This window comes from Streptomyces neyagawaensis (assembly GCF_023516595.1).
Lineage (GTDB): Bacteria > Actinomycetota > Actinomycetes > Streptomycetales > Streptomycetaceae > Streptomyces > Streptomyces neyagawaensis.
On sequence record NZ_JAMGBG010000011.1, the window covers coordinates 162,549 to 178,532 of the forward strand.

A 15,984-nucleotide genomic window follows, 5' to 3' on the forward strand; every position below is an offset into this window, starting at 1 on the left:
TATCGGCCGGGGAACAGCAGCGCGTTCCCAGCCCCCGCCCGCCCCCCCATGCGGCCCCCGCCCAGCCTCCACGCGGCCCTCCCGCGCGGCTCCCCGTACGGCGACGGCCGACCCGCCGGGGCGGATCGGCCGTCAGTACCCCTCGCGGGTCTTCTGTTCTACATCGGCGGAGTACGGGAGGCCCGGGAGCCGCCCTTCGCCACCGATGCGCCGGCGCACAGCAGTCCGAGGACCAGAGCGAGGGCGCCGATGATGATGTTGTTGACCACGACACCGGCGTCGGGGCTGTCGCCCACGATCCACGGCGCGATGATCATCCAGACTCCGAGGGCGCACATGGCCCAGCTCAGGCCGTACATCCTCTCCGGTGCTGCGGTGAAGCCGAGGGCCAGCAGGCCGATCGCTATGCCCACGATCAGGTTGTGGGGCACCAGCGAGGGCTGGCTCGTGGTGTAGTGGAGTATCCATGGGGAAACGGCGCAGTACAGACCGAGCAGGAACACCGGTCCGTCGACGAGCGCCACATCGCGACCACCGAGCATGCGGTCGTACCGGGCCCGCATTTCGGTTACATCAGGGTGGCTGGTGATGTCACTCCTGTGTGAGAGGTTGGCCATGACTCGACTCCTTTGAACTCGGCAGCCTGACCGCGTCCGAGGGGGTGTGCGGAAAGGGCCGCGTACGCTCATTCTGCTCTTATTTCTCCTTTATGTGTAGATATCGTCGAGCAGCTGAAACCGTCCCCGGGGATCGCCGACCGTTCCCCGGGGACGGATCCGGCCGGGAGCGCCGACCGGGGGCGGCGGTGCGGCCGTTCGGCCCCGCCGCATCCACTTCCGGTGCGGGGAGCGGTTCGGATGCAGGAATGCGCGGGCAGGCCGGATCGGTCTGCATCGTTCATGTAGCGAATGAGGATGTTCGTGTGAAGGTCACATGCGGTCGTTCTCGGTCAGGCGTCCCTGCAGGCGTCGCAGCCCGCGTCGGGTGTGGCTCTTGACCGTGCCCAGGGGCAGGCCCGTGCGTTCCGCGATCTGCGTCTGGGTGAGGTCCTCGAAGAAGGCCAGGTGGAGGACCCGTCGCTGCGGTGCGGGCAGTCGGGCCAGCTCCGAGCGGATCAGTACGCGGTCGAGCACGGCCTCGGGATCCTTGCCGCGGCCCGGACGCCCGGCGAGTGCCAGCGCGGTGCCCGCGGAGGCGGCCAGGTCCGCCCGACGGGTCCGTGCGGACAGGGCGTCGGCGATCCTGCGTCGGGTGATGCCCACGATCCAGGCGCCGACCGCGCCCCGCTCGGCCCGGTACCCGTGGCGCCCGCGCCACACCCCGAGGAACACCTGCTGGGTGACGTCCTCCGCCTCCGCCGTGTCGCCGAGGCTCCGCCGGGCGAGGGCGTGCACCAGCGCCGACCAGCGTTCGTACGCGACCGCCAGGCATGTCTCGTCGCCCGCCGCCAGGCCCCGCGCCAGTTCGTCATCGGCGGCGGGCGGCGCGCCCGTGCGGACAGGGCTCATGAGGACGGCTCCTCGCGTAGGCGGTGGGAATGCCGTCATCGTGCGAGGCGGGACAAGACGTCCTCAACTCGCATCGGTTCTGCATCGTATAGTCGTCGTATGGGTCTGTTCAGGGACGAAACCCCCGTCGACGCGGGGCTCACCACCGGGGCCGTGGCGCGGAGACTGGGCGTGTCGCCCACGACCCTGCGCTCCTGGGACCGGCGATACGGCATCGGGCCCGCCGTCCGCCCCGACGGGCGGCACCGGCGCTGGACCCCGCAGGACGTCGCGATGGTCGAGACGATGTGCCGCCTGACCTCCGCCGGGGTGCCGACGGCGGAGGCGGCGCGCGCGGCGAAGAAGGGCGCGGGCGAAGGAGGCCCCGACGACTGGGAGGAGGACGGAGACCTCCTGGGTGAGGCCGTGGGCGGTGGGCGAGCGCCCGCCCCCGCCCGGCCGCAGACCCCGGCCCCCGCTGCCTCAGCCGCCGGGGCCGCCGCTCCCACCGTCGCCGATGTGCGCCAGGAGCGCAGAGGGCTCGCCCGGGCCGCCGTACGGCTCGACGCGCCGGCGGTCGAGGAGCGGCTCGCGGGGGTCGTCGAGCGGTACGGCGTCACCGTCGCCTGGCAGGAGGTGATGGTGCCGACGCTGCACGCGGTGGGCCGCAAGTGGGAGTCGTCCGGGGACCGCTACGTCGAGGTCGAGCACCTGCTGTCGTGGCACGTCTCCACGGTCCTGCGCCGCTGCGCCGCACCCGCCGGATCACGGCACGAGACCGCGGCCCCCGGCCCGGTGGTCCTCGCCTGTGTCCCCGGCGAACAGCACACCCTTCCGTTGGAGGCCCTCAACGCCGTCCTGAGCCAACTCGGTCTGCCCAGCCGGATGTTCGGCGCCGCCGTCCCCGCCGAGGCCCTGGCAGCGGCGGTCGACCGACTGGGGCCGACCGCCGTCGTCCTCTGGGCGCAGGCACGCTCCACGGCGAGCGTCCCCCTGGCCCGCCATGTCGCCGCCGCGCGCTGGGGCGTGAAGGGAGCGCGCCGCCAACCCGTCGTCGTGCTCGGCGGCCCCGGCTGGTACGGGCGCCCCGCGGAGGGCATGGTCCGCCCGTCGGCGCTCGGCGAGGCGGTGGACGTGCTCGCCGACCTGTACGGTCGGGCCTGAGCCGCCGGGCGCCGCGCGCCCCTGTGTCCTGCGCGCCGTCCGGGAGTTACGGCGTTCCCGTGCGCCCGCGCAGGAAGCGCTCCCGGCCCTCGGCGAGGTCGACGATCGGGTCCGGGTAGTCCAGCGCGGCGCGGTCCAGGCCCCGGAGCTTCCACGGCTCGTGCACGGCCGGTCCTGCCACGTCCGCCAACTCCGGTACCCAGCGCCGTACGTACGCCCCGTCCGGGTCGTACCGCTTGGCCTGGGTGACCGGGTTGAGGATCCGGTTGGGGCGGGTGTCGGTGCCGGTCCCGGCCATCCACTGCCAGTTGAGCTGGTTGTTGGCCATGTCACCGTCGACCAGCAGGTCCAGGAAGTGCCGGGCGCCGACCCGCCAGTCGACGTACAGCGTCTTGGTGAGGAAGCTCGCGACGAGGAGGCGGCCCCGGTTGTGCATCCAGCCCTCGTGGAGGAGCTGGCGCATGGCCGCGTCCACCACGGGATAGCCGGTGCGGCCCTCCCGCCAGGCCCGGACCTCCTCCGGCGCGGACCGCCAGTTGTCGCGCTTGGCGCGGTAGTCCGCGGCGGCCGCCGCGGGCCGGGCGGCCAGCACCTGGCGATGGAAGTCCCGCCACGCCAGCTGCCGTACGAACGCCTCCGCGCCCGGACCGCCCACGCGGCGGGCCCGGTGGACCAGTTCGACGGGGGAGAGGGTGCCGAAGTGCAGATGGGGCGAGAGCCGCGAGGTCGCGTCGCCCGCCAGGTCGTCGTGGCGGTCCTCGTACGCGGCGATGCCCGACCGCAGCCAGTCCGCGAACCGCGCGCGGCCCTCCCTCTCGCCGCCCGCGGCCAGCCCCGGTGACAGCCCCGACAGCCCCTCGCGCGCCGGGAGTTCCTCCGAGCCGACCCCGTCCGGCACCCGCACGGTCCGCGGCGCGGCCAGCGGGTCGCGCAGCCGCTGCCGCGACCAGTGGCCGAAGTACGGGGTGAAGACCGCGAAGTGGTCCGAGGAGGCGGGCGACACCGCGCCGGGGTCCACCGCGCCCACCACCGTGTCGTGCACGTGCAGGCGTACGCCCTCCGCCTCCAGGGCGTGCCGCAGTCGCTCCTCGCGCCGCCGCGCGTACCCGCTGACGTCGGCCGCCACATGCACCTCGTCGGCCTCCGCCTCGGCGGCCACCTTGCACACCTCCCGCACCACGTCCCCGGAGCGCACCACGAGCCGGCCGCCCCGCTCCCGCAGCCCCGAGTCGAGATCGCGGAGGCAGTCGGCGAGGAACGCCAGCCGGTTGGGCACCGCGAACCCGGCATCCGCCACGGCCCGGTCCCGTACGAACAGCGGGACCACCTCGCGCGCCCCGTCGAGGGCGGCGCGCAGCGGCGGATGGTCGTGCAACCGCAGGTCGGAGGTGAACAGGACGACCGAGACGTTCATGGGGGGCTCCGGTGGCTCCGGGGGGCGAGAAGACGGATCACCTGTTGCTTCCTGGCAGCGGCCTCCGACGGATGCGCCGGGCGTGTGCCGTGACCGGTGGTCTTGCGACACACGTCACGGCGCGCGTCACCGTGTGGGGGCTCGCTCCCGCGCGCGGGCGGCGGCGTCCGACACGGCGGCCCGCGCGATGTTGCGGGCCATGCCGCCGAACACGACGGAGTGGAAGGGCGCCACGCTCCACCAGTAGGCGTGACCGAGCAGCCCGTGCGGATGGAACAGGGCGCGCTGACGGAAGACCGTGCGGCCGGCGTCGTCCGTGTCGGCGTGCATCTCCAGCCACGCCAGACCCGGCAGCCGCATCTCGGCCCGCAGCCGCAGCAGTCGGCCCCGTTCGATCTCCTCCACCCGCCAGAAGTCCAGCGAGTCGCCCACCCGCAGCCGGGTGGCGTCCCGGCGCCCCCGGCGCAGGCCCACCCCGCCCGCCAGCCGGTCCAGCCAGCCCCGTACGGCCCAGGCGAGCGGGAAGGAGTACCAGCCGTTGTCGCCGCCGATGCCCTCGATGACCCGCCACAGGGACGCGCACGGGGCGTCCACGCACAGCTCGCGCCGGTCCGTGTAGAGGCTGCCGCCCGCCCAGTCGGGGTCGGTGGGCAGCGGGTCGCTGGGCGCGCCGGGCAGGGAGGCGGACGACCAGCGGGTGGTCACCCGGGCCTCGCGCACCCGCCGCAGGGCGAGCCGCACCGCCTCGTCGAAGCCGACCGGATGGCCGGGCGGGTCCGGCACGTACCGCGCGATGTCGTGTTCGTGGCACACCACCTCGTGCCGCAGCGACTCGGTGAGCGGCCGGGCGATGGAGGCCGGCACGGGCGTCACCAGCCCGACCCAGTGGCTCGACAGACCGGGGGTGAGCATCGGCACGGACAGGATGAGCCGGGGCGGCAGGCCGGCCACGGCCGCGTACCGGATCATCATCTCGCGGTACGTCAGGACGTCCGGGCCGCCGATGTCGAAGGCCCGGCTGACGTCGTCCGGCAACCGGGCGCAGCCCACGAGGGCGCGCAGCACGTCCCGGACGGCGACGGGCTGGATCCGGGTGTGCACCCAGCTCGGCGTCACCATCACCGGGAGACGCTCGGTGAGGTAGCGCAGCATCTCGAAGGAGGCCGACCCCGAGCCGATGACGACCGCCGCCCGCAGCACGGCCGTGGGCACCCCGCAGTCCAGCAGGATCCGCCCGACCTCGGCGCGGGAGCGCAGGTGCGGCGACAGCTTCTCCTCGGGCACGCCGTGCGGGGTGAGACCGCCCAGGTACACGAGCCGGCCCACGCCCGCGGCGCGCGCCTGCTCCCCGAAGATCCTCGCGGCCCGCCGGTCCGTCTCCTCGAAGTCGTCGCCCGTGCCCAGCGCGTGCACCAGGTAGTAGCCGACGTCGACCCCGCGCATCGCCCGGGCCACGGACTCCGCGTCGGTCACGTCCCCGCGGACCACCTCGACCGCCTCTGCCCACGGATGGTCGCGCAGCCGCTCCGGGGAGCGGGCCAGACAGCGCACCCGCAGACCCGCCGCCAGCAGTTCCGGTACGAGCCGGCCGCCGATGTATCCCGTCGCACCGGTCACCAGGCACAGCGGCCCGGCACCGCGCTCAGCTTCTCCCGTCATCGGTCCCTCGGTCCTCCGCGTCGGCGTCCCCCGGTCATCACTTCCCCCTCGGGGCCGGTCCCGGATGCACCGGCGGCCCGGCGCCGCGCGATCGAGTGATCGGTACGGCGACTACCCTTGCCGCGTGGCCACAGTGAACGACCCGCGACGGGAGACGGAGGACGGGGAGCAGGGCCCCGCCGCGGCGGCGACCGATCTGCACGCCTTCGCCGTCGCCCTGCGCCGGATGAACGGCGAGATCAACCGGCTCGTCCACGCGTTCGCGGGTGACCACGGACTGCACGCGACGGACGTCCAGGCACTCGCGGCGATCCTCGACGCGGACGAGCCCATGACTCCCAAACGCCTGCGCGAACACCTCGGACTGACTTCCGGGGCCGTCACCGCCTGCGTGGACCGGCTGGAGCGCGCCGGACACGTACGCCGCGTCCGGGAGAGCGCGGACCGCCGGGTGGTCCACCTGTACTACGCGGCCGACGCCCGTTCGGCGGCCCGCACCTACTTCCGGCCCCTGGCGGAGGCCACCGAGGCCGCCCGCTCCCGCTTCACCGGTGAGGAACTGGCCGTCGTCCTGCGGTTCCTCGCGGCGATGAACGAGGAACTGGGCACGGGCGCCGACCGCCACCGCTGATCGTGCCGCGGGTGCACCCAAAGGCCGTGAACGTGCGGCGGGTGCATCCGAAGACCGGGTGACCGCGGAAGAGCAGGCACCGCCTATGATCGCGAACCGCAACAAGTTCAATCATTGAGATTGTTTTTCGTTGAGTCATCTCTCGCCCGCCTGGAGCACCATGTCCACCGCCCCCCGACGCGCCCGCCGGCTCGTCCCCCTGCTGCTGATCGCCGTCTGGCTCGTCGTCGGAGGCGTCCTCGGCCCCTACGCCGGGCGCCTCGGCGAGGTCGCCACCAACGACCGGGCCGCGTTCCTGCCGCGCAGCGCCGAGTCCACCGAGGTCATAGCCGCGCAGCGGGCCTTCCGCCAGGAGGAGACGCTCCCGGTGATCGTCGTGTGGACGGGGGAGGACATGCCCGAGCGACGCGCCTCCGCCGGCCGTGCCCTCGCTTCCCTTTCCGACAGCCCCGGCCTGGCCGGGCCGGTCTCGCCCGCCCTGCTCTCCGACGACCGGGAGGCCCTCCAGGGCGTGGTCCCGCTACGGCCCGACCTGGGCGACGACCTGGCCGGCACCCTCGACCGGATCCGGGCCGCCGCCGAACGCGTCCCCGGCACCACCGTGCGGCTGGCGGGGCCCGCGGCCAGCCAGTCGGACCTGGCGGACGCCTTCGCCGGCATCGACGGCCTCCTGCTCGCCGTCGCGCTCGTCACGGTGCTGGTGATCCTGCTGCTCGTCTACCGCAGCGTCCTGCTGCCGCTGCTGATCATCCTCGGCGCCGTGTTCGCCCTCGGTCTCGCCTGCGCCGTCGTGTACGCCCTCGCCGACCGGGGAGTCGTCCGCGTCGACGGACAGGTCCAGGGCATCCTCTCCATCCTCGTCATCGGCGCGGCCACCGACTACGCCCTCCTCCTCACCGCCCGCTTCCGCGAGGAACTCGCCGCCCGACCCGACCGCTTCACCGCGATGCGCGAGGCCCTCCGTCAGTCCTGGGGCGCGATCGTGGCGAGCGCCGCGACCGTCGCGCTGGGCCTGCTGGCCCTGCTGCTCAGCGACCTCACCAACAACCGGGCGCTCGGACCCGTCGGCGCCATCGGCATCGGCTGCGCCGTCCTCGCCACGCTCACGTTCCTGCCCGCCGTCCTCGTCGCGCTGGGCCGCGCCGCCTACTGGCCCGCGAAGCCCGGCGCCCGGCCCGCGTCCGCGTCGACCGGCGAGGGCGTGTGGCGACGCGTCGCCGCCCTCGTCGACCGGGCACCGCGCCGGGTCTGGGCGGTGACCCTGGCCGCCCTGCTCGCCGGGGCCGCCTTCGCGCCGACGCTCACCTCCAAGGGGGTACCGCTCGACGAGACCTTCGTCAACGACGCCCCGTCCGTCGCCGCCCAGCAGACGCTCGGCGACCACTTCCCCGGCGGCTCGGGCAACCCCGCCGTGGTCATCGCCGACGTCGACCGCCTGGACCGGGTGCTCGCCGCGGCCCGCGACACCCACGGGGTCGCCTCGGCGACCGCTGTCAGCGGCTCCGGGCGACCCGGCGGCCGGCCCCTGGTCGTCGACGGACGCGTCCGGGTCGACGTCACCCTCACCGCCGCGGCGGACAGCGACGCCGCGAAGGACACCGTGGCGCGGCTGCGCACCGGACTGCACGCCGTATCCGGCGCGGACGCCCTCGTCGGCGGCTACACCGCCCAGCAGTACGACACCCTGCGCACCGCCGAACGCGACCGCACCCTGATCGTCCCGGTCGTCCTCGCGGTCATCCTCCTCATCCTGGTCGGCCTGCTGCGTTCGCTGCCGCTGCCGGTGCTGCTGGTCGCCACGGTGGCCCTGAACTTCCTCGCCACGCTGGGCGTCTCCGCGCTCGTGTTCCAGCACGTGTTCGGGTTCACCGGCACCGATCCGTCCGTGCCTCTCTACGGCTTCGTGTTCCTGGTCGCCCTGGGCGTCGACTACAACATCTTCCTGATGTCCCGGGTCCGCGAGGAGTCCCTGCGGCACGGCGTGCGCGAGGGCGTGCTGCGCGGGCTGGTCACCACGGGCGGCGTCATCACCTCCGCGGGCGTCGTGCTCGCCGCGACCTTCGCCGCGTTGGGTGTCATCCCGCTGGCCTTCCTCGCCCAGATCGCCTTCATCGTCGCCTTCGGAGTCCTCCTCGACACCCTCGTGGTGCGCTCGCTGCTGGTACCGGCCCTGGTCCGGGACATAGGGGAACGCGCCTGGTGGCCGAGCCGCATGAGCCGCGGCACGACCGTGGCCGACGGCGACTGAGGTGACCGCGGGGGCCCTTGGGGGTCATGGTTCGGTTGAGGCGAGCGCGGCGGCCGCTGGGGGTTGTCGTTCGGTCCGCGCGCCCAGCTCCCGTGCCCGGCGCACGAACGCCTCGTGCAGCTCCCGGGCCGCCCGCGGCACCGACTCCGCACGGCGCCGCTGGAGCATCAGCAGCACCCGGGTCCGGTCGTCCGCGACCGGCCGGTGGGTGAGCACCCCACGCCGCTCCAGCGGATCGCCGACGACACTGAAGTCCGGCAGGACGGTGGCCCCGAGCCCTTCCGCGACCAGCAGCTTGCCCATCTCCGCGCCGTCCGTGGAGTACGCGAAGGAGGGCGCACGGCCCTCCAGCAGCCGGTGGACGTAGCGGTGCATCACATACCCCGAACGCATCCCGATCAGCGGCACGTCGAGCAGATCGTCCGGTGACACCGAGGGCAGGGACGCGAGGGGGCTGTCCGGGCGGACGACCACGACCGGGCGGCCCCGCAGCAACTCGACCGCCTCGAGTCCGGCCGGCATGTCGTCACCGTCCAGATGGTTGACGAGGCCGAGGTCGAAGGAGCCCTCCAGCAGGGCCCGGTGGATGTCGGTCTGCTGGGCGCCGACCACTTCGACCTGGGTGACCGGGTGCGTGGCGCGGAACTCCCGCACCACGGGGATCAGCAACGGCACGGTGGCCGCGTTCACCGTGCCGACCCGCACCATCCGGCTGATCCGGTGCTGCTCGCCCGCCGCCGCCCGCAACCGGTCCACCGCGTCCAGCACCTCGACGATGAGCGGCAGCAGCTCCCGGCCGGACGCGCTCATCGTCGCGCCGGACCGCTTGCGCTCCAGCAGATCCACCCCGAGTTCCCGCTCCAGGTTCCGCACGGTCTCGCTCAACGCGGGCTGCGACAGGCGCAGTTCCTCGGCCGCGCGGCGCAACGACCCGAGTCTCGTCACCGCCGCCAGGTATTCGAGCTGTTCGGTTCGCACCGCAGCAGAATGCGCGCGGATTTCCGGACCGTTCAAGGGTTTCCCTGTCACACCTTCGTGAAATTCAATGGTCCGCGATACGAGACCGGTCGGGTTCTCCTTGACTGCCGTCACCGGTGGCTGCCACGATCGACAGCATGAAGATGCGACTGGAACTCACGCGGCGACGCCATGTCGACCTCGCACGCGTCTCCAGCGCCTCCTGTCGCGCCACGGCCTGATCGCCTCCCCCACTTCGCGATCCGCCACGCAACCCTCCCTTTTCCCGCCTGAATTCAGCGCGCCCGCACGCCTTTCGTGACACCCGCGCGCCCTGTGAATTCGGCGTGACCGAAAACATTCCGCGACAGGAGTTCCGCATGCCCGCCGCACCCCTGAAATTCGCCTACTGGGTCCCCAATGTCAGCGGAGGACTCGTCACCAGCAAGATCGAGCAGCGCACCGACTGGGACTACGCCTACAACCGTGAACTCGCCGTCCTCGCCGAGAACAACGGCTTCGAGTACGCCCTCAGCCAGGTCCGCTACATGGCCAGCTACGGCGCCGAGTTCCAGCACGAGTCCACCAGCTTCAGCCTCGCCCTGCTGCTCGCCACCGAGCGCCTGAAGGTCATCGCGGCCGTCCACCCCGGACTCTGGCACCCGGGCGTCCTCGCCAAGTTCGGCGCCACCGCGGACCATCTGTCGAACGGCCGCTTCGCGGTGAACGTCGTCTCCGGCTGGTTCAAGGGCGAGTTCACCGCCCTCGGCGAACCCTGGCTGGAGCACGACGAACGCTACCGCCGCTCCGAGGAGTTCATCCGCGCCCTGCGGCAGATCTGGACCGAGGACCACACCGAACTCGCGGGCGACTTCTACCGGCTGCGCGACTTCACCCTCAAACCGAAGCCCCTCAACACCCCCGAACGCCCCCACCCGGAGATCTTCCAGGGCGGCAACTCCACAGCGGCCCGCGCCATGGCCGGCCGGGTCTCCGACTGGTACTTCTCCAACGGCAAGGACTTCGACGGAGTCGTCGAACAGATCGCGGACGTACGCGCCGCCGCCGCCCTCGCCGGGCGCACGGCACCGAGGTTCGGCCTCAACGGCTTCCTCATCGCCCGTGACACCGAGGCCGAGGCCCGCGACACCCTCCGGGAGATCGTCGCCCACGCCGACCGCGAGGCCGTCGAGGGCTTCGGCGCAGCGGTCCGGCAGGCCGGGCAGTCCACCGCCGACGGCAAGGGCATGTGGCAGGACTCCTCCTTCGAGGACCTGATCCAGTACAACGACGGCTTCCGTACGGGCCTCATCGGCACCCCCGAGCAGATCGCCGAGCGCGTCGTCGCCTACAAGAGGCTCGGCGTCGACCTCTTCCTGCTGGGCTTCCTCCACTACCACGAGGAGGTCGAGTGCTTCGGCCGCCGCGTCCTGCCCCTCGTCCGCGAGCTGGAGGCGCAGCTTCCGGAGACCGGGCCCGAAACCGAGGGCGAGGCAGTGACCGTCCCCGCGCACGCCTGACCGCTCCACTCGACCCCTCGACCTCCCGGCACGTCGCGCTCGCCGCGGCGCCCGTTCCCCAGAAAGAGAACCCCATGGCCACCGTCCTGTCCGTCTCCGGCAGCCCTTCCGTCTCCTCCCGCACCGCCAGGCTCCTGCGTCACCTCGACGCCAGCCTGACCGCCCACGGGCACGAGGTCGTCCCGCTCGACGTCCGCACCATCCCCGCCGACGCCCTCCTCGGCGCGGACTTCACGCATCCGGCCATCGTCGAGGCCGCCGCGCTGTTCGAGCGCGCCGACGGCGTCGTCATCGGCACCCCCGTCTACAAGGCCGCCTACTCCGGAGTCCTCAAGGCCCTGCTCGACCTGCTCCCGCAGTACGCCCTCACCGGCAAGACCGTGCTGCCCCTGGCCACCGGAGGCAGCACCGCCCACGTCCTCGCCCTCGACTACGCCCTGCGTCCCGTCCTCAGTTCCATGGGCGCCCGGCACATCGTCCCCGGCTGGTTCACCCTCGACAAGGACATCACCGTGGCCGAGGACGGCAGGGTCACGGTCGCCCCGGCCACGGCCGAGGCGCTGGGTCAGGTCGTCGACCAGTTCCTGACCGCCCTCGGCCCCGTGCCCGTCCTGGCCGCGGCGAGCTGACACCGTGACCGGCACACCGACCGACACGCGGACCGATACGCAGACCGGCACACCGACCGACACGCGGACCGGTACGCAGATCAGCACACCGACCGCCGTCCCGACCGACGCTCCCACCGACGGGCCGACCGACGCCCCGGCGGGCGCTGCGGCCGCCGAGGTCATCGCCGACGACGCCGAGGCCGTCGCCGTCGCCGCCAGGCTCGCCGAGGAGTTCCGTGCCGGTGCGTCCGAGCGGGACGCCGAACGACGGCTGCCCCGGGCCGAGTTGGACCGGCTCTCGGCCTCCGGACTGCTCGCCGTCACCGTTCCCGCCGAGCACGGGGGAGCGGACGTACGCCAGGAGACCCTGGCCGAGATCTTCCGGCTGCTCGCCTCCGCCGACGCCAGCCTCGCCCAGATCCCGCAGAGCCACTTCGCGTACGTCAATGTCATCCGCCGTCAAGGGACGCCCGAGCAGCGGGAGTTCTTCTTCGGTGAACTCCTCGCCGGACGCCGCTTCGGCAACGCGCAGTCCGAGGCGGGCACCCGGCACGTCCAGGACATCCGCACCCGGCTCACCCCGCTCGCCGACGGCTCCTACCGGCTCGACGGCGTCAAGCACTACGCCACGGGCGCCCTGTTCGCCCACTGGATCCCGGTGCTCGCCCGCGCCGAGGACGACCACCCGCACGTCGCCTACGTCCCCCGGAACGCCCCCGGTCTGACGGTCGTCGACGACTGGGACGGCCTTGGTCAGCGCACGACCGCCAGCGGCACCGTCCGCCTCGAAGGGGTGCGGGTGCCCGCCGACCGGGTCGTCCCGCACCACCTCACCTTCCGGGGGCCGCAGCTCCACGGCGCCGTGGCCCAGCTGCTGCACGCGGCGATCGACGTCGGGATCGCCGACGGGGCCCTCGCGGAGGCCGTCGCCTTCGTCCGCACCAGGAGCCGGCCGTGGTTCGAGGCCGAGGTCGAGACGCCGGCCGAGGACCCGCTCCTCGTCCAGCGCTTCGGTGAACTCGCCGTCCGGGCGCGGGCGTCCCGCGCGCTGCTGCGGGAGGCCGCCCGCGCCGTGGACGCGGCCCGCGCCGATCTCACCGACGACTCGGCGGCCGAGGCCTCCATCGCCGTGGCCGCCGCGAAGGCGCACGCCGCGCGGAGCGCCGTCGAGGTCGCGAGTTCCCTGTTCGAGGTCTGCGGCACCCGCTCCGCCCTCGCCTCCCTCAACCTGCACCGCTACTGGCGTGACGCCCGCACCCACACCCTGCACGACCCGGCCCGCTGGAAGGTCCAGCACATCGGCCGGTACGTGCTGAGCGGCACCCGGCCCCCACGCCACGGCCTGCTCTGAGCGGCAACCCCGACGACCTGATCCGGACCTTCCCGAACGGAGACCCCCACGTGTCCCTCGCCTTCCACTGGTTCCTGCCCACCAACGGCGACAGCCGCCACGTCGTCGGCGGCGGCCACGGCACCCCCGCCACCGAGTCCGGCCGGGACCGGCCGCCGACGGTCGCCTATCTGAGCCAGATCGCCCGCGCCGCCGAGGACCTCGGCTTCGTCGGCGCGCTGACCCCCACCGGTGCCTGGTGCGAGGACGCCTGGCTGACCACGGCCATGGTCAGCCAGAACACCGAACGCCTGAAGTTCCTGGTCGCCTTCCGCCCCGGCTTCGTCTCGCCCACCCTGGCCGCGCAGATGGCGTCGACCTTCCAGCGGCAGTCCGGCGGGCGGCTCCTCCTCAACGTCGTCACCGGCGGCGAGAGCCACGAACAGCGGGCCTACGGGGACTTCCTCGACAAGGACGACCGGTACCGCCGTACGGGTGAGTTCCTGGAGATCGTGCGGGACCTCTGGGCGGGCAAGACCGTCGATCTGAAGGGCGAGCATCTGCGGGTCGAGGACGCGAAGCTGGCGCGGGTGCCCGACCCGGTGCCGGAGGTGTACTTCGGTGGCTCCTCGCCCATCGCCGGGGAGATCGCCGCCCGGCACGCCGACGTCTACCTCACCTGGGGCGAGCCACCGGCCCTGGTGGCCGAGAAGATCGCCTGGATCAAGGAGCTCGCGGCCGAACGGGGCCGCACCCTCCGCTTCGGGATCCGGCTGCACGTCATCACCCGTGACACCGCCGAGCAGGCCTGGGCTGAGGCGAACCGCCTGCTCGACGGCTTCGACCCGGCGACCGTACGGTCCGTCCAGGCCGGGCTCGCCCGCAGCGAGTCCGAGGGCCAGCAGCGCATGCTCGCCCTGCACGGCGGACGCCGCGACAGCCTGGAGATCCACCCCAACCTCTGGGCCGGGATCGGCCTGGTGCGCGGCGGCGCGGGCACCGCCCTGGTCGGCAGCCACGCGGAGGTGGCCGAGCGCGTCAAGGAGTACCACGGCCTCGGCATCGACGAGTTCGTCCTGTCCGGGTACCCGCACCTGGAGGAGGCGTACTGGTTCGGCGAGGGCGTCCTCCCGCGCCTCGCCGCCGAGGGCCTGTGGCAGCACCCCTCCGCCGGGCCGGCCGCGCCGCCGGCCCAGGTGCCGTTTGCGAGCTGAGGGGACGTCACATCGTCGGGCGGTGCTCCCAGTGGCGATCGGTCCGGGTCAGTTCGCGGAAGCCGGCCGAGGTCAGCCGGTCGATCGCCGCCCGGTCGGCCGCCGCCTCGTAGGCCAGCAGACGGTCCACGCCGCACAGGCGCAGCCAGTCGGCGGCCTGTCCGAGAAGCCAGTGCTCCAGATTGTCCGCGTGCGTCGAGGAGGCGATGCTGAGGTTGCCGATGTCGGCGAGACCGGAGCCGCGGGTGTGGCGCTCAGGGCGGAACAGGGCCGTGTCCACCTCGATGAAGCCGATCGCCCGGCCGGCGGCGCGGGCCGTGAGGCGGGTGCCGCACTCGCCCAGCGTGCGGTCGACCGTGATGCCCCGCCTCGGCTCCGCGGAAGGCAGGTCGCCGACTTGGGCGATCAGGACGATCTCGGTGTCGCCCACGTGCCGGAAGCCGGCACGTTCGTAGACGGCGCGGACGTGCGGCCAGGCCCGTGGCACCCCGTACACGGCCGGGGCGGGCAGCCCCCCGTCCGCGTACCGGGCACGCACGCCCCATCGGGCCAGTTGCGCGAGGCAGGCGCTCATCAGCAGGTCCGCGGCTTCCTCGGTGTCCGGCAAGAAGGACGCCGGCACCCGGCTGACGAACCAGCCGACCTCGCCGACGTCCCGGTAGTGCGGGCCGACCTCCCCGTCCGCCCGGTAGCGCAACAGATGGGCGGCGGCCACGATGTGGTCGCGCCGCTCGGCGACGAGGGTGACACGCTCGCTCACCCAGGGGTCGGTGAGGAATTCCTCCGGGCGGCGTTCGAGATCGCTGAGCACCGTGTTCACGGACACGGACACACCGGGGACGACGGCGGCGACATGCGTGTTGATCAGATCGGTGAGCTGGTCACGGTCGGCGCGGCGGAACGGGCGCACCTGCGGTGCGGGCATGGGGGACCTCCGGTCGGAGAACGTGTCGGAAGCCCGCCATGCGATGCGGTACGGGGTCGAGGGTACGGCGGTGGCGCGCCCGGCTCCAGGGGATCGCGAACATCACGGTGCGACGCCCGCCCGGGTGAACGTCAGATGGGTGACGCCGCTGGGCGAGGACACGGACTCGACCGTGTAGTCCTCCTCCACGCCCTCCAGCCCGTCCCAGAGACGGACGCCTCGGCCGAGCAGGAGCGGGACCACCACGACGTGCAGATGGTCGATGAGCCGGGCGGCGAGGAAGTCGCGGACCACCGTGGGTCCACCGCCGATCCGGACGTCCTGGCCGCCCGCGGCCTCACGGGCCCGCTCCAGCGCTTCGGCGGGTGAGGCGTCGAGGAAGTGGAACGTCGTGCCGCCCTCCATGGCGAGCGACGGGCGCGGATGATGCGTGAGGACGAACGCCGGCGTGTGGAACGGCGGGTTGGGGCCCCACCATCCCTTCCACTCGGGGTCGTCGTGCCATCCGGGGTAGCCGAACTTTCCCGCGCCCATGATCTCCGCGCCGATGCCGGGCGCGAACCGCCGCGCGAAGGTGTCGTCGAGCCCGCCCTGCCCACCGGACCCGCCGGTCAGCTCGTGCCACCACCGGGTGGCGAACATCCACTGGTGCAGCCTCTCACCGGCGTGGCCGAAGGGCGCGTCACGGCTCAGGCCCTCACCGGTGCCGTAACCGTCGAGCGAGATGGAGAAGTTGTGGACGCGGGCGAGGGACATGGCCGGCGCCTCCTTTCCGCTGCCGTTCGAGCCGCGTCGGACCGACGCGGTGCTGGGTCGATGATGGC

General features: G+C 73.1%; 15 protein-coding genes. 8 read left to right on the top strand and 7 right to left on the bottom strand.

What is annotated here, in order from left to right; genetic code table 11:
• Positions 1-158: 158 nt before the first annotated feature.
• Both M8J73_RS07185 and M8J73_RS07190 read right to left on the bottom strand, forming a co-directional pair.
• Positions 159-617, bottom strand: a complete 459-nt coding sequence (locus M8J73_RS07185) for an SPW repeat protein (RefSeq protein ID WP_055543293.1) — start codon at positions 615-617, stop codon at positions 159-161.
• Positions 618-929: 312 nt separating this feature from the next.
• Positions 930-1,508, bottom strand: coding sequence for a sigma-70 family RNA polymerase sigma factor (locus M8J73_RS07190; RefSeq protein WP_055543294.1), 579 nt, complete (start codon positions 1,506-1,508; stop codon positions 930-932).
• 99 nt (positions 1,509-1,607) lie between these two features.
• On the opposite strand from M8J73_RS07190, the gene M8J73_RS07195 reads away from it, so the two are divergent.
• Positions 1,608-2,651, top strand: coding sequence for a MerR family transcriptional regulator (locus tag M8J73_RS07195; RefSeq protein ID WP_249828364.1), 1,044 nt, complete (start codon positions 1,608-1,610; stop codon positions 2,649-2,651).
• A 46-nt stretch (positions 2,652-2,697) separates the two neighbouring features.
• On the opposite strand, the gene M8J73_RS07200 is transcribed toward M8J73_RS07195, so the two are convergent.
• Complete coding sequence (locus tag M8J73_RS07200; protein WP_249828365.1) at positions 2,698-4,065, bottom strand: cryptochrome/photolyase family protein; 1,368 nt, start codon at positions 4,063-4,065, stop codon at positions 2,698-2,700.
• Between the two features lie 126 nt (positions 4,066-4,191).
• The gene (locus M8J73_RS07205) at positions 4,192-5,724 is read right to left on the bottom strand and encodes an SDR family oxidoreductase (RefSeq protein ID WP_249828366.1); all 1,533 of its coding nucleotides are present in this window, start codon (positions 5,722-5,724) and stop codon (positions 4,192-4,194) included.
• A 133-nt stretch (positions 5,725-5,857) separates the two neighbouring features.
• On the opposite strand from M8J73_RS07205, the gene M8J73_RS07210 reads away from it, so the two are divergent.
• Entirely contained in the window at positions 5,858-6,355 is a 498-nt protein-coding gene (locus M8J73_RS07210; RefSeq protein ID WP_055539855.1) for a MarR family winged helix-turn-helix transcriptional regulator, read from the top strand.
• A gap of 160 nt (positions 6,356-6,515) precedes the next feature.
• On the top strand, positions 6,516-8,603 hold the full coding sequence (locus M8J73_RS07215; protein ID WP_055539854.1) for an MMPL family transporter: 2,088 nt from the start codon (positions 6,516-6,518) through the stop codon (positions 8,601-8,603).
• A 24-nt stretch (positions 8,604-8,627) separates the two neighbouring features.
• Here M8J73_RS07215 and M8J73_RS07220 read toward each other — a convergent pair whose 3' ends face one another.
• Positions 8,628-9,581 (bottom strand): LysR family transcriptional regulator, encoded by a 954-nt coding sequence (locus M8J73_RS07220; protein WP_055539853.1) that lies wholly within the window; start codon positions 9,579-9,581, stop codon positions 8,628-8,630.
• 143 nt (positions 9,582-9,724) lie between these two features.
• Between M8J73_RS07220 and M8J73_RS45475 the strand changes: the two genes are divergently transcribed.
• The 5 genes from M8J73_RS45475 to M8J73_RS07240 all read left to right on the top strand — a co-directional run bounded on the left by M8J73_RS45475 (position 9,725) and on the right by M8J73_RS07240 (position 14,235).
• On the top strand, positions 9,725-9,802 hold the full coding sequence (locus M8J73_RS45475; protein ID WP_359700135.1) for a putative leader peptide: 78 nt from the start codon (positions 9,725-9,727) through the stop codon (positions 9,800-9,802).
• Positions 9,803-9,940: 138 nt separating this feature from the next.
• The gene (gene sfnG / locus M8J73_RS07225; protein WP_249828367.1) at positions 9,941-11,080 is read left to right on the top strand and encodes a dimethylsulfone monooxygenase SfnG; all 1,140 of its coding nucleotides are present in this window, start codon (positions 9,941-9,943) and stop codon (positions 11,078-11,080) included.
• A 74-nt stretch (positions 11,081-11,154) separates the two neighbouring features.
• A complete protein-coding gene (gene ssuE / locus M8J73_RS07230; protein WP_249828368.1) occupies positions 11,155-11,709 on the top strand; it encodes an NADPH-dependent FMN reductase in 555 nt (184 codons plus the stop codon).
• A gap of 163 nt (positions 11,710-11,872) precedes the next feature.
• Complete coding sequence (locus tag M8J73_RS07235; protein ID WP_055540223.1) at positions 11,873-13,042, top strand: SfnB family sulfur acquisition oxidoreductase; 1,170 nt, start codon at positions 11,873-11,875, stop codon at positions 13,040-13,042.
• Between the two features lie 50 nt (positions 13,043-13,092).
• A complete protein-coding gene (locus M8J73_RS07240) occupies positions 13,093-14,235 on the top strand; it encodes an LLM class flavin-dependent oxidoreductase (RefSeq protein ID WP_055540218.1) in 1,143 nt (380 codons plus the stop codon).
• 7 nt (positions 14,236-14,242) lie between these two features.
• Here the strand turns inward: M8J73_RS07240 and M8J73_RS07245 are convergent, their stop codons facing one another.
• Positions 14,243-15,160, bottom strand: a complete 918-nt coding sequence (locus M8J73_RS07245; protein WP_055540219.1) for a GNAT family N-acetyltransferase — start codon at positions 15,158-15,160, stop codon at positions 14,243-14,245.
• A 102-nt stretch (positions 15,161-15,262) separates the two neighbouring features.
• On the bottom strand, positions 15,263-15,916 hold the full coding sequence (locus M8J73_RS07250) for a dihydrofolate reductase family protein (protein ID WP_055540220.1): 654 nt from the start codon (positions 15,914-15,916) through the stop codon (positions 15,263-15,265).
• Between the last annotated feature and the right edge of the window lie 68 nt (positions 15,917-15,984).